The 17652-nt window shown below is 61.5% G+C and carries 22 protein-coding genes; 5 read left to right on the forward strand and 17 right to left on the reverse strand.

The genetic code is table 11. The annotated features are described in order from the left end of the window. Positions 1–17: 17 nt before the first annotated feature. Positions 18–539: a phosphoribosyltransferase gene (locus ACNPM8_RS12135; protein ID WP_105658140.1), complete on the forward strand. Its 522-nt coding sequence runs from the start codon at positions 18–20 to the stop codon at positions 537–539. A gap of 207 nt (positions 540–746) precedes the next feature. Then, positions 747–1229 carry a GNAT family N-acetyltransferase gene (locus ACNPM8_RS12140; RefSeq protein ID WP_388023841.1) on the forward strand — a complete coding sequence of 161 codons (483 nt, stop codon included), beginning with the start codon at positions 747–749 and terminating at the stop codon, positions 1227–1229. Here ACNPM8_RS12140 and ACNPM8_RS12145 read toward each other — a convergent pair. The 9 genes from ACNPM8_RS12145 to infC form a co-directional block, all read right to left on the reverse strand. After that, positions 1226–1435, reverse strand: coding sequence for a hypothetical protein (locus tag ACNPM8_RS12145; RefSeq protein WP_388023843.1), 210 nt, complete (start codon positions 1433–1435; stop codon positions 1226–1228). The two genes, ACNPM8_RS12140 and ACNPM8_RS12145, sit on opposite strands and share 4 nt — an antisense overlap. 152 nt (positions 1436–1587) lie before the next feature. After that, on the reverse strand, positions 1588–4131 hold the full coding sequence (gene pheT, locus ACNPM8_RS12150; protein ID WP_448939922.1) for a phenylalanine--tRNA ligase subunit beta: 2544 nt from the start codon (positions 4129–4131) through the stop codon (positions 1588–1590). Positions 4132–4134: 3 nt separating this feature from the next. Further along, the gene (gene pheS, locus ACNPM8_RS12155) at positions 4135–5214 is read right to left on the reverse strand and encodes a phenylalanine--tRNA ligase subunit alpha (RefSeq protein ID WP_105661889.1); all 1080 of its coding nucleotides are present in this window, start codon (positions 5212–5214) and stop codon (positions 4135–4137) included. A 142-nt stretch (positions 5215–5356) separates the two neighbouring features. Next, positions 5357–5998 (reverse strand): LppM family (lipo)protein, encoded by a 642-nt coding sequence (locus tag ACNPM8_RS12160; protein WP_388023849.1) that lies wholly within the window; start codon positions 5996–5998, stop codon positions 5357–5359. A gap of 72 nt (positions 5999–6070) precedes the next feature. Beyond that, the gene (locus ACNPM8_RS12165; protein ID WP_105658146.1) at positions 6071–6511 is read right to left on the reverse strand and encodes a (deoxy)nucleoside triphosphate pyrophosphohydrolase; all 441 of its coding nucleotides are present in this window, start codon (positions 6509–6511) and stop codon (positions 6071–6073) included. After that, complete coding sequence (locus ACNPM8_RS12170) at positions 6501–7415, reverse strand: TrmH family RNA methyltransferase (RefSeq protein WP_388023852.1); 915 nt, start codon at positions 7413–7415, stop codon at positions 6501–6503. The genes ACNPM8_RS12165 and ACNPM8_RS12170 overlap by 11 nt, the downstream gene beginning before the upstream one ends. Positions 7416–7526: 111 nt before the next feature. Continuing rightward, positions 7527–8177: a 50S ribosomal protein L20, sunset domain variant gene (gene rplT, locus ACNPM8_RS12175; RefSeq protein WP_105658148.1), complete on the reverse strand. Its 651-nt coding sequence runs from the start codon at positions 8175–8177 to the stop codon at positions 7527–7529. Between the two features lie 104 nt (positions 8178–8281). Continuing rightward, entirely contained in the window at positions 8282–8476 is a 195-nt protein-coding gene (gene rpmI / locus ACNPM8_RS12180; RefSeq protein WP_013348480.1) for a 50S ribosomal protein L35, read from the reverse strand. Between the two features lie 165 nt (positions 8477–8641). After that, entirely contained in the window at positions 8642–9292 is a 651-nt protein-coding gene (infC, locus tag ACNPM8_RS12185; RefSeq protein ID WP_388023856.1) for a translation initiation factor IF-3, read from the reverse strand. Between the two features lie 330 nt (positions 9293–9622). Here infC and ACNPM8_RS12190 point away from each other — a divergent pair, with 330 nt between their 5' ends. Next, positions 9623–9988, forward strand: coding sequence for a DUF1844 domain-containing protein (locus ACNPM8_RS12190; RefSeq protein ID WP_013348478.1), 366 nt, complete (start codon positions 9623–9625; stop codon positions 9986–9988). Positions 9989–10092: 104 nt separating this feature from the next. Then, complete coding sequence (locus tag ACNPM8_RS12195; protein WP_448939923.1) at positions 10093–10638, forward strand: GNAT family N-acetyltransferase; 546 nt, start codon at positions 10093–10095, stop codon at positions 10636–10638. On the opposite strand, the gene ACNPM8_RS12200 is transcribed toward ACNPM8_RS12195, so the two are convergent. The 8 genes from ACNPM8_RS12200 to ACNPM8_RS12235 all read right to left on the reverse strand — a co-directional run bounded on the left by ACNPM8_RS12200 (position 10635) and on the right by ACNPM8_RS12235 (position 16854). Further along, a complete protein-coding gene (locus tag ACNPM8_RS12200; protein WP_388023862.1) occupies positions 10635–11972 on the reverse strand; it encodes an MFS transporter in 1338 nt (445 codons plus the stop codon). The two genes, ACNPM8_RS12195 and ACNPM8_RS12200, sit on opposite strands and share 4 nt — an antisense overlap. Before the next feature lie 41 nt (positions 11973–12013). Beyond that, complete coding sequence (locus ACNPM8_RS12205; protein ID WP_105658152.1) at positions 12014–12895, reverse strand: SseB family protein; 882 nt, start codon at positions 12893–12895, stop codon at positions 12014–12016. A 221-nt stretch (positions 12896–13116) separates the two neighbouring features. After that, positions 13117–13854 carry a bifunctional 1-(5-phosphoribosyl)-5-((5-phosphoribosylamino)methylideneamino)imidazole-4-carboxamide isomerase/phosphoribosylanthranilate isomerase PriA gene (gene priA, locus ACNPM8_RS12210; protein WP_105658153.1) on the reverse strand — a complete coding sequence of 246 codons (738 nt, stop codon included), beginning with the start codon at positions 13852–13854 and terminating at the stop codon, positions 13117–13119. 27 nt (positions 13855–13881) lie between these two features. After that, positions 13882–14031, reverse strand: a complete 150-nt coding sequence (locus tag ACNPM8_RS12215) for a hypothetical protein (protein WP_166650645.1) — start codon at positions 14029–14031, stop codon at positions 13882–13884. Positions 14032–14033: 2 nt separating this feature from the next. Continuing rightward, positions 14034–14669 (reverse strand): imidazole glycerol phosphate synthase subunit HisH, encoded by a 636-nt coding sequence (hisH, locus tag ACNPM8_RS12220; protein WP_105658154.1) that lies wholly within the window; start codon positions 14667–14669, stop codon positions 14034–14036. Continuing rightward, a complete protein-coding gene (gene hisB, locus ACNPM8_RS12225; protein WP_013348471.1) occupies positions 14670–15290 on the reverse strand; it encodes an imidazoleglycerol-phosphate dehydratase HisB in 621 nt (206 codons plus the stop codon). A gap of 22 nt (positions 15291–15312) precedes the next feature. Then, entirely contained in the window at positions 15313–16419 is a 1107-nt protein-coding gene (locus ACNPM8_RS12230; RefSeq protein WP_448939924.1) for a histidinol-phosphate transaminase, read from the reverse strand. Positions 16420–16500: 81 nt separating this feature from the next. Continuing rightward, the gene (locus ACNPM8_RS12235; protein ID WP_105658156.1) at positions 16501–16854 is read right to left on the reverse strand and encodes a LysM peptidoglycan-binding domain-containing protein; all 354 of its coding nucleotides are present in this window, start codon (positions 16852–16854) and stop codon (positions 16501–16503) included. A 258-nt stretch (positions 16855–17112) separates the two neighbouring features. Here ACNPM8_RS12235 and lexA point away from each other — a divergent pair. Continuing rightward, the coding region (gene lexA / locus ACNPM8_RS12240; protein WP_448939925.1) for a transcriptional repressor LexA at positions 17113–17652 on the forward strand (540 nt) is incomplete at its 3' end.

The following is a 17652-nucleotide window of genomic DNA, read 5'->3' on the forward strand; positions in this document are numbered from 1 at the left end:
GGGGCTAAAATTGCAGAATGACTAGCATTGACGATTCCGGGGCATCCGTCCTTTCAGAACCAGAGCGCGAGATCCTCACTTGGGACACCTTCGGTGAAGCTTCCCGCGAACTGGCACAGACCATTGTCGACGACGGCTTCGAGCCGGACATCGTTCTGGCAGTAGCACGAGGCGGCCTGCTGCTGGCCGGCTCGATTTCCTACGCTCTGGGCGTCAAGGCCTGCGGTGCGCTGAACGTGGAGTTCTACACCGGCATCGGCACCGTCCTGCCGGAGCCAGTGGTTCTTCCTCCAATGCTGGACGATGGCCACCTGCGCGACAAGAAGATCCTGATCGTTGACGATGTCTCCGACTCCGGCCGCACCCTTGAAAAGGTTGTCGATCTGGTGTCCGCCTGGGGCGCCGAGGTCAAGACCGTCTGCCTGTACACCAAGCCACGCACCATCATGGTCCCGGATTACGAATGGCGCCGCACCGACAAGTGGATTACCTTCCCATGGTCGGATCTGCCACCAGTTACCGCTGGCGCAGCCAAGTAAAGTATTTGAATTTCAGCAGGGAACGGCGAGCTTTCGCCGTTCCCTGCTTTTGTTTTGAAGCTACTGCCGCGGGCGCAAGTCCAGGCTGAATCCGGGGCATTGCGGAAAGTCCCCGGTGAAGTCGGCTTCCATCCCGAAGGACTCGTAGAAGAACTACGGCCAATGAAACAAGTTTGCGCGCGCTTCGTTCCCGCATAGGCTGAACCCATGGGTCCTTCACTGCTGCTAACGCCAATGACCGAGGCGGATGCAGATTTCGTTGCGCGCCTGGCTGCAGACGAACGCGTCATGGCCCATGTCGGCGACGGAAGCACCTGGAGCCCGGAGCACACCGCGCAACGCGTGGAACATGCCCTGAGCAGTCCGGAGATCTCCTGGTTTATCGCGCGCCGCCAGAATTCTCCGGTTGGACTTTTCACCGCTACCGAACGCAGGCATGCCACCGAAATCGGCTATTGGATCGCCCCGGAATGCTGGGGCCAAGGCTTGGCGAAGGCAATAGTCAGCGAGGGGCTCGCGCAATTGCAGGAAACCGGTCGAAGCGCATTTATCGCTCGTGCCGATGCCTCGAATATCGCCTCGCTGAAAGTGCTTGCCCGTTACGGGTTCATCGCGCAGGCGAAGGAAGGCCCTGGGCTCATAACGCTGACACGGGTTCTTCCCACTGTACCGGTGCCGCCAGCCAGCTAGGGCGTGTAGGTTTCCGATGGGCGGAACCTATCGGGTGCTTCTTCCTCGACCGTAGCGCTCGGGGTCGCCGGTTCTTCGAGGTGGGTTCCGGCGCCACGCTGGATAAACAGCACCGCTGCCCAGCCTGCCGCGATGAGGACGGCAACGGCCAGGATCCCGAGGAAGAACACCAGCAGCACAGCACCGCATGAACGCAATCCCTTCACTTCAAGCCTCTTCCCTCATCTAGTCGCATTGTCGGGATATCCAGATCAAGTGTAGTCCTCAACCTGTCCAACCCGGGCATGGCGACAAAGCAAAATGCCCTGCCGCTTCCCGATCATCAGGAGAGCAGCAGGGCATCTGGCAGGCCAAAAGCCTAGCGCTGGGAAGCGCCGAACTTCTCGATAGCCGCAGCCACCGCGGCGGCACGAGCCTCGGACGCCTCGTCGGCGGTCAGGGTGCGGTCGGCGGCACGGAACCTCAGGCCGAAGGCCAACGACTTCTTGCCGTCTTCGATGCCCTGGCCCTGGTACACGTCGAACAGCGCGATGTCTTCGAGCAGTTCACCGGCGCCTTCGCGAAGGGCGGCAAGCACATCTCCAGCCACGACGTCCTGGTCGACAACCAAGGCCACGTCCTGGGTAGCCAGCGGCTGGGCGGACAGGTGCTGCTGGGCAACAACCACTGCAGGTGCAGCAGCCATCAGTGCGGCAGCATTCAGTTCCATGGCCACGGTACGTGCTGGCAGGTCCTGGTCCTTGAGCAGCTGCGGGTGCAGTTCACCGGCGTAGCCAACGACCTGCCCGGAAACCTTCAGTACTGCAACACGGCCCGGGTGGAAGGCCTGGTGGCTGCCCTGGGCAACCTCAAGCTCAACGCCGAGGACATCTGCCGCGCAGTGCGCCGCATCCAGCGCGTCGGCCCAGTCCCAAGCACGCGGTGCGAAGCCGGCCGCAGCCGATGCTTCGCGGCCGGTGAGAACCGCGGCCAGGTGCCATGGCTGGTCAGGGACGCCGTTGAGCAGCTCGGCCAGGACCTCATCGCTTGGCGCTTCACCTAGCGGAGGCAGAACCGAGGAGCCCAGCTGCGTACCTGGCAGGAAGACGAGGCCTCCTTCATACAGCGCCAGGTCGCGGAAACCACGGCCGATGTTGCGGCGAGCGGTTTCCAGCAAGCCCGGCAGCAGCGAGGTGCGCAGGAAGCGGAATTCCTTGGAAATCGGGTTGGCCAGCGAAATGGCCTTGACCTCGGTACCGGATTGCGCAGCACCAAAGGTGCTGTTCTGCGCTTCGGAAACGAACGGGTAGTTCAAGACCTCAGTCAGCCCTGCATCTGCCAAGCCCTGCAGCAGGCGGCGGCGCTGGGACTGGGCGCGGGTCAGGCCACGGCCCGGAGGGGCCACAGGCAAGGTCGCCGGGATCTTGTCATAGCCGACTACACGGGCTACTTCCTCGACCAGGTCTTCCTTGATGTCCAAATCCGGGCGCCAGCTTGGTGCGGTGACCAGGAAGCCCTCGGCGTTCTGCTCAACGCTCGCGCCGATGCCTTCCAGCGCGGTGATGGTCTGCTCATCGGTGTAGTCCACGCCGATCAGGGCTCCAGCGAAACCTGCCGGCAGCTGGATCTGGGTGTCGGCAGGAATCTGTCCCGCGTCGGTGGCCTTGGCGGTTTCGGTGCCGCCGGCCAGCTGCACCAGCAGGTCCACGGCACGCTGGGCCGCGATCTGCATGATGCGTGGGTCCACGCCGCGCTCGAAGCGCTTGGAGGCTTCGGAAGGCAGCTTGTGGCGACGGCGCGAACGGCCGATGGACACGGTGTCGAAGTGCGCGGCTTCGATCAGCACGCGGCTGGTCGAATCCGAGACCTCGGTGGCCGCGCCGCCCATGACGCCGGCAATGCCAATGGCGCCGGACTCATCGGTGATCAGCAGGTCCTCGACCGACAGCTCGCGTTCCTTGGCATCCAAGGTCACCAGCTTTTCGCCGGCGTTGGCGCGGCGCACGGTAATCGCACCGGCCAGCTTGTCAGCATCGTAGAAGTGCAGTGGAGCGCCGAGTTCCAGCATGACGTAGTTGGAGATATCGACTACCAGCGAGATCGAGCGCATGCCGGCCAGCTGCAGGCGCGAAGCCATCCAGCGCGGGGTCGGGAGGCTCGGGTTGATGCCGGTGACCTCGCGGGTCACGAAGCGGGTGCAGCCCGGTACGCCGTAGATCGGCGCTTCGTCGCGGAGCACTACTTCATGGCCGGCTTCGGTGGTTTCCGAAACGGTCACGATCGATGCGGGATCGGTGAAGGAGGTGCCGGTGGCCAGCGCGTATTCGCGCGCTACGCCGCGGATCGAGAAGCAGTAGCCGCGGTCCGGGGTCACGTTGATCTCCGCCGCCTGGTCATCCAGGCCGAAGAGCTCGAAGACGTCGGTGCCCAGTTCCGGGTCCAGGCCCAGCTTGGACAGGACCATGATGCCGTCGTGGTCTTCGCCGATGCCCAGCTCGCGGGAGGAAGCGATCATGCCCGCCGAGGTGTGGCCGTAGGTCTTGCGCGGCGAGATCTTGAAGTCCCCTGGCAGCACGGCGCCGGGCAGGGTGACAAGGACCTTGTCGCCTTCCACGAAGTTGTGCGCACCGCACACGATCCCCTGCACGCCCGAGGGGTCGATGCCCTTGCCGGTCAGGGTCTGCTCGGCGCCTTCTGGAACCACGCGAACCTGGCACCAGTTGATGGTCTTGCCATTGGAGGCAACTTCCTTTTCCAGGGAAATCACCTGGCCGACCACGATGGGGCCCGAGAGCTCATCGCTTGGACGGTGGACATCTTCTTCTTCGAGGCCGACCTTAACCAGGTCTGCCATGACGTCTTCAGCCGATGCGTCGGCTGGTACCTGCGCGTACTCGCGCAGCCAAGATAGTGGAATACGCATTGCTTAGATCTCCATCCCGAAGTGCTGGCTGAAACGGATGTCGCCCTCGATCATGTCGTGCATGTCTGGGACATCGTTGCGGAACATGAGCGTGCGCTCGATGCCCATGCCGAAGGCGAAGCCGGAGTACTCTTCGGGATCAATGCCAGCTGCGCGCAGCACGTTCGGGTTGATCATGCCGCAGCCACCCCACTCGATCCAGCGCGGTCCGCCCTTGGCACCTGGGTGCCAGATGTCCAGCTCTGCCGATGGCTCGGTGAACGGGAAGTAGGCAGGGCGCAGACGGATCTGCGCTTCGGCACCGAACATCTGCCGGGCGAAGTGCTCCAGGGTGCCGCGCAGGTCGGCCATGGTCAGGCCCTTGTCCACGGCCAGGCCTTCGAACTGGTGGAAAACCGGGGTGTGGGTGGCATCGAGCTCATCGGTGCGGAAGGTGCGCCCAGGGCACAGCACGTAGACCGGCACATCGCGCTCGAGCATCGAGCGGACCTGCACCGGGGAGGTGTGGGTACGCAGCACCAGGTGCGCGTCGGCAGGCTCCACGAAGAAGGTGTCCTGCATTTCGCGGGCAGGATGATCCGGCTTGAAGTTCAGCGCGTCGAAGTTGAACCATTCGGATTCGACTTCCGGGCCCTCGGCGATTTCCCAGCCCATGCCGACGAAGATGTCGGATACACGGTCCTGCAGGACCGAAAGCGGGTGGCGGGCGCCAACGCTGCGGCGGCGGGCGGCGGCGGTGACATCCACGGTTTCTTCGACCAGGATGCGGGCGGCTTCGGCTTCTTCGAGCACGGTGGTGCGGGCAGCCAGGGCCTTGTTGACCCGTCCGCGGGCACCGCCGACCAGCTTGCCGGCAACAGCCTTCTGGGTCTTGTCCAGCTTGCCGATCTGGCGGTTGGCCAGGGACAGCGCGGACTTCTCGCCGGTGTGGGCCAGGCGCGCTTCCTTCAGCTCGTTCAGGTCGCCAGCGGCCTGGATGGCTGCCAGGGCGGCGTCTACCGCGCCCTGGATGCCGGCTTCATCGGTTGGGTGCGGAACATTGGACTCCCCGACAGGAGCTTGTTCAGTTGTCTGATCAGACATGGGATCGATCGATCCTTACTCTTATCTTGTACTTACGCGTAGAACACTTTGCTTCCATTCTATGGCTAAGGGCCCGTGATCGTTTCACCGATGACGGGCCCTTGGCGTGAAGCTTCTTACCTTGAAGCAGGATTGCTGCTCATTAATGCGATTCCTTGGCACCCTTTGGCGCGAAAGCGGCAACGAAGACGAAGGTCAAAACCAGCAGCGCCCCGCCGAATACTGCGGAGTAGAACATGGTGTGGTCGACCTTGGCGGTGGCTTGGTAGGCGGCGGCGCCCTTGATCATGTCGAAGGTGACGGTGTGGTGCTCAACGGTACCCGGGGTGTGCGAGGTGACTGCGCCGGGGAAGGTGACGTGCAGGTTCGCTTCGGTGAAGGAAGAATCCACGGTGGCTTTGTCGCCCGGCATCGAGAAGGAGTATTCCTTCCCGTCATCGCCCAGGTTGATCTCGAATCCGAAGACGCGGAATGCGTCAGCCAGCTGGACGTAGGTCATCGGGCTGGTGGTTTCAAAGCGCAGGCCGACGTTTTCGCCATCATCGATGTTGCTGTAGCTCCACTGGTCCCCCAGCTGCTGTTCCATCATTTCGATGTCGATCTGGCTCTCGAGGACTTCTTCAAAGCTGACGCCATTGAGCGTCGACTTGTGCAGGGTCAACTGCATGGCCCCGGCGACCTTGTCTTTGCCCAAGACGTCGACTTCTGCGTTCATGTTGACGCAACCAGAAAGGGCTAGGACGGCGGCGAAGGCCAGAGCGATAACGCTCATAAATCGCTTCACGAAAAGTGCTCCTCAAAATATCGGCTATAGGCACAGTGCCAGAAGTTGGCGCGGTAACAAGCTTACGGGTGTTTAGTGCTGCGCCCCGGCACGTGCCTGGGCCAGGCATGCCGCCACGATCGGCGCATCGGCCGGAATCCACGGGACGACGGCGGACAGCGAGTCATCGAGTTCCAGCCAGGCCAGCTGGTCATGCCCGTCCAGGGTCGCTGGCTCGCCCTCGGTGATCTGGGCGAACCACATGCGCATGGCGGCCTTCTCGTTCAGCTGCCACCCTTGGGGATGCGGGCCTGGGATGGGCGCGCCAAGACGCATCTGCACCCCGAGTTCCTCGCGCAGCTCGCGGTGCACGGCCTGGACTTCGCTCTCGCCGGGTTCGACTTTTCCACCGGGGAATTCCCAGAGCCCGGCAAGGGCTTGAGGGCGGTTGCGGCGCGCGGCCAGGAGCCTGGTGGGCCGGGCCAGGTCATCGACGATGGCCACGGCAACAATTTGCTTGAGTTCAGCTGCCATGGGAGTCCAGTGCGCTCCGATTCGCTGAGCGCTGGGCGCGGGCCGAAGCGTACAGGCAGACGGTGGATGCGGTACCCACGTTCAGGGATTCGGCAACACCGTAGAGCGGCACGGCCACGCGGTAGTCGGCGGCGTCCTTCTCGTGCTCCTCCAGCCCCTGGCCTTCATTGCCGAACAGCCACAGGGTTGGCGCTTCCAGCACCGGCTGTCCTTCTGGCGCTTCGGTGCCTGGCTGGCTTGCACGCAGCACGGCGGCATCCTGCAGGGTGTCCAGGTTGTGCGCCGCATAGCCGTCGGCGGCCAGGATCTGGCTTCCGGTGGTCTTCGCGGCGGCGACCAGGTGGTCGAATTCGATGTTGTTCAGCACCGGTACGTGGAACAGCGAGCCGGCGGTGGAGCGCACGGCCTTCGGGTTGTAGATATCCACGCTGCCCTTGGTCAGGATCACCGCATCGGCTCCGGCGGCATCGGCGGCACGCAGGATGGTGCCGGCATTGCCCGGGTCCTGGATGCGGCAGAGCACGGCGATCAGCTTCGGCTTGGTGTCCAGCACCTCGCTCAGCTGCGGCTGGGACATGGCGACGACGGCAAGGATGCCCTGCGGGGTCTGGGTGTCAGCCATGGCGTGCAGCACTTCGCCGGTGACGATGCGGGTTGGGACCTTGGCGCTATCGAGCAGCTGCACGAATTCTTCGTGGCTCTCGAGAAAGCCGCCGACAACATAGACGCCCTGGACCAGGTTATCGTCCTCCAGATGGGCCTTGAGTGCTTCTCGTACCGCCTGCGGGCCCTCGACGAGGTATTCGCCGGTGGCTTCGCGTCCCTTGCTCCTGGCCAGACGCGCGATGGCCTTGACTCGTTCGGCGCGTGGATTGGACATCACTTCTGGAGGAAAACTGCTCATGTCTCGAGAATACCGGTAGAAACACGCAAAGGGCGGGTCCGCGCTGTGCGCGGGACCCACCCTTCGGTGTGATCTGTCCTACCTGAGCCTCAGCTCAAAGGGAGAAGAGATTTACTTCATCTGCTGACGGGATTCGCCGCCAGCTGGTTCGAAGCCTGCAGCCTTGGCAGCTTCGATGGAGTTGAACCAGAACTCGGCTTCGGTCTGGTCGTACCAGGTCGAGCCTGGAACGTGGTACTTGTTCGAGCCAGCGTTGCCCTTGATGATGAAGCCCTCAGGTGCGTCTTCGCCTTCAACGGCCTTGACTACGCCTTCGCCCTCGACGGACTTGGCAGCAGCCTTTGGAGCCTTGGCAGCCTTGGGTGCAGCAACCTCAGCAGCGGCAGCCTTTGGGGCGTTGACGTCAGCTGGAAGTGCATCCTTGGCAAGCTTTACCAGGGTAGCGAAAGCGTTCGAGTCCGAAACAGCCAGCTCTGCGAGCATACGACGGTCAACCTCGATCTGAGCAGCCTTCAGGCCCTGGATCAGACGGTTGTAGGTCATGCCGTTGGCGCGGGATGCAGCGTTGATGCGCTGGATCCACAGGCGGCGGAAGTCGCCCTTGCGCTTACGGCGGTCGTTGAAGCTGTAAACGAACGAGTGGAGCAGCTGCTCCTTGGCCTTACGGTACAGGCGCGAACGCTGACCGCGGTAACCCTTTGCGCGTTCCAGAACGACGCGACGCTTCTTGTGGGCGTTTACTGCCCGCTTCACACGTGCCACGTGTGTACTCCTTCAAGTCAGTTCCCCAGTGCCCGCGATTTTGCGGGATGGGTGAAATCTATGGGTGGTGGGGTATTGCTTCCCCGTATTGCGAAAGGGAGAGCTTAGAGGCCCAGCATCCGCTTGATGGTCTTTACATCGGCCTTAGCGACGATCTGGTCAGAAGCCAGGCGACGGGTAACGCGCGAGGACTTGTGCTCCAGGTAGTGGCGACGGTTGGCCTGCTGGCGAGCGAGCTTACCGCTACCGGTGAGCTTGAAGCGCTTCTTGGCGCCACTGTGAGTCTTGAACTTCGGCATAGCTGCCGTTCTCCTTACGTGCTCCACCCGGTAAAGCACCGGGTGGGGATCATCCGAAGCGGGCCCCGATAAAGGTGACCGCTGTTGTTCTCTTGTAGTTGGACCTTCCCGGAAGAAGATCCTTCACCGTGAACGGTGACGGGCTCGAAAGCCCAACAGGCTTGGCTAGGCGTCGCCTTCAGCTGCCTGACGTGCCTGCTCCAACTTGGCGCGGGCTTCATCATCCATGGAAGCTGCGACATTCTGGCCCTCGGTCTCAGCCGGAGCGTCGGTGCGGATCTTGCGCTTGGCCGCGCTGCGGCCACCCGACTTCTGCTGCTGTTCGCGGCGAGCCTCTGCCTTGTTCTTCAGCGGACCAACAACCATGACCATGTTTCGGCCATCGATGCGCGGGCTGGATTCAATGATTCCAACTTCGGCGACGTCTGCTGCAAACTTTTCAAGCAAGCGAATGCCCATCTCTGGACGCTGCTGCTCACGACCACGGAACTGGATCATGGCCTTGACCTTGTCGCCGGCGCCCAGGAAGCGCAGTGCGTGGCCGACCTTGGTCTCGTAGTCGTGGGTGTCGATCTTCAGGCGGAAGCGGACTTCCTTCAAGACCGTGTTGGTCTGGTTCTTACGAGCTTCGCGAGCCTTGACAGCGGCTTCGTACTTGTACTTGCCGAAATCCATCAATTTGCACACTGGAGGCTTGGCGCTGGGTGCCACCTCGACCAAGTCCAGATCGGACTCGAGAGCAAGACGAAGCGCGTCCTCGATACGGACGATGCCTACCTGCTCGCCATTAGGGCCGACGAGACGTACCTCTGGCACGCGAATGCGCTCATTAATGCGTGGATCGCTGATGTGTCACTCCTGAAATTCGTAATCCATGACCGCAAACAAAGAAGGCCCCCGTCTGCGATTGCAGGCGAAGGCCAAAAAGAACGACAAAGCCGAACACGGGATTGCTCCTGCGTAAGCGCTTGGGGAATGCATTGCTGCAATCCTGCCGAAATACCCGGAAGCCTGGAAACGGCGACAGCGGGTGGGAGTTGGCCTCCACTTGCATGGCTCAATACTAGTACGAATCCCTCATCCAGTGCTAGCTGGAGAACTGCGAGAAGTACCGGCATCGAGTCGGTCTGTGACAAGCTTAGCAGTATGACTAACGAAGACACCAACTCGCACCAGCACGCTGTCGACCAGCAGGTGCGCGATATCGCAGAAGTTGCAGCCGTTGAAATCATCACCACGGCCGCCGTCCACCTGATGAGTGCAGCAGCAGTCAAGTGCGGACTTGCAGAGGGCGAAGATGCCAATGAGCTGAAGGATCTCGATGAGGCCCGCAAGCTGATCACCGCACTGGCAGGCCTAGTCACCGCCGGTGCGCCCGAGATCGGCTCGCAGCACGCAGCGCCTTTGCGTGACGGCCTGCGCAGCCTGCAGCTGGCCTTCCGCGAAGCTTCAATCATCCCGGATGCACCAGGCAAGGGCCCGGGCGAGAAGTTCACCGGACCGGTCAACTAGGTAATATTGGCTGAATTTTAAGAGATTAACATCATGGACTCGTTTCCCCAGGGAAACGGGTCCATTTGTTGTTTGGATCACCAAGCTAGGTTGGAATCATGCAGATGCTCGAACAACCAGTGATCGACGCCGGTGCTTTCCGGCTCCGCCCCTTCCAGCCCAGCGACATTCCTGCCGTGAGGCAGGCCTCCACGGACCCCTACATTACGCAAATCACCACGGTCCCGGCGCAAGGAACTGAAGCCGGCTATGCGGCATTCATCGCGCGCCAGCACCGCCGGGTGGCCGAGGGCAGCGGGTATTCGTTTGCCATAGCCGAAACGGCCACGGATCGTGCCGTTGGGCAAATCGGCTTGTGGCTGCGCAATGCCGACCACTGCAGGGCCAGCATCGGATACTGGATCGCACCGGAGCACCGCAGGCGCGGCATTGCCAAGCACGCGTTGGCAGCGCTCGGCGCCTGGGCATTGGAGCATCCGGGAATCGACCGGATCGAGCTCTACGTGGAGCCGTGGAACGAGGGGTCGTGGCGGGCCGCTGAAGCGTGCGGCTTCCAGCGTGAAGGCTTGCTGCGCAGCTGGGAACAGGTGGGCACCGCACGCAGGGACATGTACATGTACTCGCGGCTCAGGGCAGCTCCACCAGCCTAGGCGATCGTTTCCAGGCGACGGCGGCGGGCGCGGCGAACGCGGCGGCGGATCTGCTGCGCAATCAAGGCAATCACCACGACCACTGCAGCCATGGCGCCGATGCCAAGGAAGGCCGGGGCGGGTCCGAGGTTGTCGACGAATATGCCGGTGATCGGCGATCCCAACGCGGTGCCAGCGGTCATCGCGGAGCCATACCAGCCCATGGCTTCGCCGCGACGCTTTTCGGCCACCAAGTCGGTGAGCCACTCAGAGGCCGCCGACAGCGTCGGCGCGCACAGGAAGCCGGGGAGTGCGGAGAACAGCGCCAATGACCAGGTATCCCACGCGAAGTACATGGGGATCGTCAGCACGGCCATGCTCAGCAGCAGCACCAGTGGAGAAATAACCCGCTTCATCGACCCGTAGATCAGGCCGCCGACCAGCGAAGCTCCGCACCAGAAGAAGAACACCAGACCCAGCTGGTGGCTCTGCGCCGACGCGTCCAATTCGGCCACGATGGCCACTTCTGTGCCGGTGAGCAGCATGCCTGCTCCGGCCGCGGCAATGAATACTGCCAGGACCGAAGCGCTGACCCAGTTGAAACGGTTCTTGAAGTTGCGGCCACGCTGCTTGATGCGGGCGCGGGCAGACTTCATGCCGGCTGCGATCAGCTCGCCCTCGACTTCGGGTACACCCATCGGCGCGGCCGCAATGAAGCTGGCCTCCGCCCCCAAGCGTTCCTCGTGCACGTTGGCCCGCGAGGCGATCGCCTTGGGATCATCGCTGCGCGTTGGCGGATTCAGGATCATCAGCGCCAACCCGGCAACCGTCGAGGTCACGCCGATGACGCTCAATCCAATGACGCTGCTGATCTGGGTGGCGACAATGCCGGCGCTTGCAGGTCCGACGATGAACACCAGTTCGGTGGCGGTGGCATCCAAGGCGAAGGCGGTACGGCGTTGTTCGCCGGTGGTCATGATGCCCAGCGCGGTACGCACCACTGAGAAGACCGGTAGCGCGAAGAGTCCGCCGATGAAGGCCAGCGGGTACACCCAGGCCAGTGGAACATGCGGCACCGTGCACCAGACGAGTGTTTCGACGATCACCGATGGGATCATCGCGCGGCGCAATCCCCAGACATCTACGCGGGCACCGCGCCACGGGGCGCCAATGGCGATGCCCAAGGTCATGACGGCCGTGACCAGACCGGCCGAAACCCAGGATTGGCCGAGGTTGTTCACCAGATGCAGGAGCAGCAGCATGCTCAATGCGGAGTGCGGAAGTCGGGCAATCATGCCAATCAGCAACAAAAGTGAGATCTGCGGTTGACGCAAAATCTGCCAATAGCTTTTCATGCCCGGAAAGTTCCTTGTCTGGTCGAAAGGAGCCCGCCGGTTTAGTTCGGCGCGCTGTGCAAACTGAGTTCGAGGGAATCCACTGCTTCAGCGAATTCGGTGTTTTGGGACAAACGTCCGTGGATTGCGCGAGTCGTCTCGCGAGCGTCGTTCTCGCTCGTTCCGGGAGCAAAAACAAACTGCAAGTTCAGTTCCGGTCCGGGACCTCCGCCAAGGACCACTTGCCCGTCCTTGCTGCGTGAGCCGACTCCCCTGCCCGGGGCAACCTTGACGGTCTGCAACTGGCCAAAGCCTTCGGTTGCATCCTGCACCAGGTTGGCGATCTGCTGGTTCTGATAACTCGGAATCCAGTCGATCTGCTTGGCCAGGTTCCAGACCCCCGGTCGTCGAAGCACGAAGGTGAATTCGCTTCCGGGATCGAGTACCAGCAGCTGGCATTCCTCGCTGACTGCCGAGAGGGCCGCCCGCGGGGCGTAAACCGCCACTGGTCGAGCTTCCTTGTGCCAAGCCTGCAATCGTTCGACGGTCGTGAAGATCGGCAGGGCCATGCGGCCATCTGGAGCCTTGATTTTCACCAGCGCCATATCGGCTTCCTTGTCGGATGCGAAGCCGTGTTCCGTCATGGCTTCTTCGCCGAGCTGGGCTACCACCGCAACGAAAACGCGTGCCTCGGACAAGGATTTATGCACCTCGCCCTCCCCTGCGCTGCCATCGCGCAAGGCCGCCAGTGCGGCAACGACGTTGGCGTCGGCCTTGCCGTCGTCCTTGTCGAAATTATGCAGGGGGTTGCCTTCACCGCTCAGGTCCCGGCCTTCCCAGTCCTGACCGGCAGAGTCGGTGCTAGAGCCTGCCTGCGCCAGTGCAGCGACAATATGTCCCGGCAGGTGGCGTTTGGGTGCAGATTCAGGTTGCTCGGTACTCATAGCTCCATGCTATCGGTGGTTTCGGGGTTGTTGGAGGGAAGTTTCAAAACTGCAGTCATGAGCTTGGACACCCCTATCCGATGATTTCAGATTTCTTTCCCAGCACCTGCGCGCAGTCGCGGGCCCGAGGAGGGAAAGACCGGGATCCGCTTTCACGAATAAAAAAAGACGATTCAAAAGCGCGAGCTTCTGAATCGTCTTTCCCTGCTGCAGCATGGGGCCTAGCGGCGACCTGCTACATCGAGCGCTTCTTGCAAGGTGAATTGGCCCGAGTACAGCGCCTTGCCCATGATGGCTCCTTCGATGCCTTCTGGAACCAGCTCGCGCAAGACCCGGAGGTCTTCGAGCGAGGAGATGCCGCCCGAGGCGACAATCGGCTTGCTGGTCTTGGCAGCGATTTCGCGCAATAATTCAACGTTCGGTCCGCGCAGGGTGCCGTCCTTGGTCACGTCGGTGACGACGTAACGGGCGCATCCGGCATCTTCGAGGCGGGCCAGAACATCCCACAGGTCGCCTCCGTCCTTGGTCCAGCCGTGGCCGGACAAGGTGGTTCCGCGCACGTCCATGCCCACGGCGATCTTGTCACCGTGGCGGGCAATGGCCTGCTTGGTCCATTCCGGGTTCTCCAGCGCGGCGGTTCCGAGGTTGACGCGGGTAGCACCGAATTCCAGGGCCCGGTCAAGTGAAGCGTCATCGCGGATACCGCCGGAGAGCTCGACCTTGATATCCAGTTCCTTGGCAATGCGCTGGACAATCTCAACATTGCTGCCACGGTCAAAGGCTGCGTCCAGGTCGACCAGGTGCAGCCATTCAGCGCCGGCATTCTGCCAGGAGAGCGCAGCTTCCAGCGGGTCGCCGTATCCGGTCTCGGAACCGGCTTCGCCCTGGACCAGGCGCACTGCCTGTCCGCCAGCGATATCTACTGCAGGCAAAAGTTCGAGGATTGGTTGCTCGCTCATGATGTCCTTAGTGAAGAAGTAATGTGATTAGTAGGTCAAGGACCAGGCTGCGATCAGGCTCAGGCCTGCAAGTACCCACAGCGCGATGATCCATGAGATATGGGCCTTCTGGCTCTTCAGCGAAATGGCTCCGCCAATCAGGAAGGCCCCGACAACGCCCAGAATAAGGGTCCACATGCCTAGAGCGTCCCCAACCAATTGCGAAGCAGTTGCGCTCCAGCGTCCCCGGACTTCTCCGGGTGGAACTGCACTGCCGATAGCGGGCCGTTCTCGACGGCGGCCACGAAGGGCGTTCCGTGCGTCGACCAGGTCACCTGTGGCGGGGTCATCGCTGGCTGCGTTACGTCGAATTCCCACTTCTGAACAGCATAGGAGTGCACGAAGTAGAATCGTTCACCCTCGATGCCGGCGAACAGCTTGGATCCCTCCGGCGGGCGTACCGTGTTCCAGCCCATGTGCGGGATGACATCTGACTGCAGGCGTTCAACCTTGCCCGGCCATTCGCCAATGCCTTCGGTTTTCACACCGTGTTCCACGCCTTCTTCAAAGAAGACCTGGTGTCCCACGCAGATACCCAAAACCGGCAGGCCCCCGGCAATGCGGCGACCGATCCAGCGCAGGGAACCGGTTTTGGCCAGCTGCTCCATGACCGAGGCGTAGGCGCCAACACCGGGGACTACCAGGCCGTCGGCGGCCACGATCTTCTTCGGATCTGCGGTCAGTTCCACTTCGGCGCCGGCGGCTTCCAAAGCGCGCACAGCGGAGCGGACGTTGCCGGAACCATAATCCAGGACAACTACTGTTTTCTTTTCCACTTACAGTGCACCCTTCGTGGATGGGATCTTGTCGCCCATGCGCTCATCGCGCTCTACCGCTTCGCGCAATGCGCGCGCGAAGGACTTGAACTGCGCTTCAACGATGTGGTGCGGGTCGCGACCCGAGAGCACCTCGATGTGAGCACAGATCTGTGCGTGGAAAGTGATGGCTTCGAAGACGTGACGGGTCATCGAACCGGTGAAGTGACCACCGATCAGGTGGTATTCCTGGCCCGCAGGCTCGCCGGAGTGCACGAGGTATGGCCGGCCCGACACATCGACTACCGAACGGGACAGAGCTTCGTCCAGTGGAGCGTAGGAGGTGCCGAAGCGGCGGATGCCGGCCTTGTTGCCCAGTGCCACGCGCAGTACTTCTCCAATGGTGATCGCGGTGTCCTCGACGGTGTGGTGAACGTCGATGTGGGTATCGCCGGTGGCACGCACGGTGAGATCGATGAGCGAATGCTTGGATAGCGCAGTCAGCATGTGGTCGTAGAACGGCACCGAGGTGCTGATCTCAGAGACACCGGTGCCATCGAGGTCCAGTTCAACGAATACTGACGATTCGCTGGTCACGCGTTCCATGCGGGCGCGACGTGCGCCAATCAATTCGGCAGACATGTCTTCCTTCGCTTGTCTTTGATTACTTCTGCGAGCCGAGCAGTTCGGCAAGTCGTTCCAAGAAGGCTGTGGTTTCCGATTCGGTTCCTGCCGTAACACGCAAGGTTCCCGGGATTCCATTGTCGCGGATGATGATGCCGGCTTCCAACAGGCCTTCCCAAATCTTGTGGGGGTCTTCGACGCCACCGAAGAAGACGAAGTTGGAGTCGGAGACCGATGGCTTGAGGCCAAGTTCCTTCAGGCGCGCGACGATGCGGTCCCGCTGGGACTTGATGTCCTCGACCTGGGCCAACAGCAACTCGATGTTCTTCAAGGCCGCGATGGCGGTTGCCTGGGTCACTGCCGACAGGTGGTACGGCAGTCGCACCAAGCGGATGGCATCGGTGACTTCTGGCGCAGCGGCCAGGTAGCCTACGCGCGCACCGGCCAGGCCGAAAGCCTTGGACATGGTGCGCGAGACAATCAGCCGCTGGCGGCCTTCGAGCAGGCTCAGCGCCGAGGTGGTGCTGGCCAAGGAGAACTCGGCGTACGCCTCATCCACGATCACCATGCCGTTATGCTCGCTCATGGCTTCATATACCGCGGTGATGACGTCCAGGCCAAGGGCCGTGCCGGTGGGGTTATTCGGAGAGCAGAGGAAAACGATGTTCGGCTTGTGCTCGCGAACCTGTGCGGCTGCGGAATCGGCGGACAACGTGAAATCTGCGGCGCGTTCACCGGCGATATATTTCGTGTCAGTACCACTGGCAAGCAGCGGGTACATGGAGTAGGTTGGGCCGAAGCTCATCACGGCACGGCCGGGGCCGCCAAAGGCTTGCAGGATTTGCTGCAGGATTTCATTGGAACCGTTAGCGGCCCAGATATTGTCCTTGGTGAGCGAGTGGCCGAGGTATTCGGCTAGGAGTTCGCGAAGCTCGGTGAACTCGCGGTCCGGATACCGGTTCAACGTTGCCGCCGCCTTGGCCACCTCTTGTGCAATGGCATCGACGACTGTCGGTGGCAACGGATGGGTGTTCTCGTTGACGTTCAGCTGGATGGGCACGTCAATTTGTGGTGCGCCATAAGGGGATAGCCCGCGGAGATTCTCACGCAAGGGCAGCTGACTCAAAAGTTCACTGCGGTCATTCACGCATCAAGTCTACGTGCGCAGCGCGCCTGCCGGTGAATCCGCTACGGCCACAGGTAACAAACTCAAAGCAGGCTGGGGAAGCTAGCCGGCAAGGACCGGAATCGACAAGGTTTCGCCAACCTGGATTTCGCTGCCGGTCAGGGCATTGAGTTCGGCGATGTGGCCCACTGCCGAGGTCACGTCGTAACCGGTGGCGTAATCCCGGGCCAGGCTCCACAGCGTATCCCCTGGAATAACGGTGACATCAACGGTTCCGACTCCAACAGGAGTATCGGCTGCGGCATGCGCGTCAGAGGCAAACATGGAGATGAAGAAAGCTGCGGCGATGGTGAGTGCGAAAATGGGCATACCCACAAGCACGGCCCATCCGCGACGGTTGATGCGGATCTTCAGTGGTGCCTGGGTCTGATTTGAGTCAAGTGCGACGGTTGCCATGACTTTGTCTCCTCAAGAAATTCAAGTGATGCGAATTTGTATTCGAAAGCGTAGATTCGAAAATTTGTTCTAACCTCGTATATCTGTTCTAACAGAGGTTTGCGGAACTTGTCCAGAAGTTTTCGAACAAATCTTTGAAAGAAGCTCGCTTATCTACTAAGATTTCGAAGTAGACGAGCAATGAAAACATCTCACCATCTAGCGCCGACAGTTTGGACTTACGAACTTTCGAATGATTGCTAGGGAAGGCAAAATCTCATGTCAGCTTCACAACGCACTCCCCGATCGAATGCACGTTCGCTGACGATTCGCCAAAAGAAGATCCTGGAGACGATCCAGCGGTCAATCGGCAAGAACGGTTATCCACCATCGATGCGTGAGATTGGTGACGCAGTGGGGCTCAAGAGCCTTTCGAGCGTCACCCACCAGCTGAGCCAGCTGGAAAAGCTCGGCTATATCCGTCGAGATCCACGCCGTCCGCGCGCAATGGAAATCCTGCTGCCTCTGCAGCTGGCCGAAGACGGCGAGAAGGCCGAAGTTTCGAAGCCGGTCGAGCCAGATGCCAGCGAAGACGCCAAGATCATTGAATTGAGCACTTCCGCTGACACCACCATGGTTCCCCTGGTTGGCCGTATCGCTGCCGGCGGTCCGATCCTTGCCGAACAGTCCGTCGAAGATGTTTTCTCGTTGCCTCGTCAGCTCGTAGGCCACGGCGAACTGTTCATGCTCAGGGTTTCCGGCGATTCAATGGTTGACGCTGCGATTTGCGATGGCGACTGGGTAGTTGTCCGCCGCCAC

This window comes from Glutamicibacter sp. AGC46 (genome assembly GCF_053543715.1).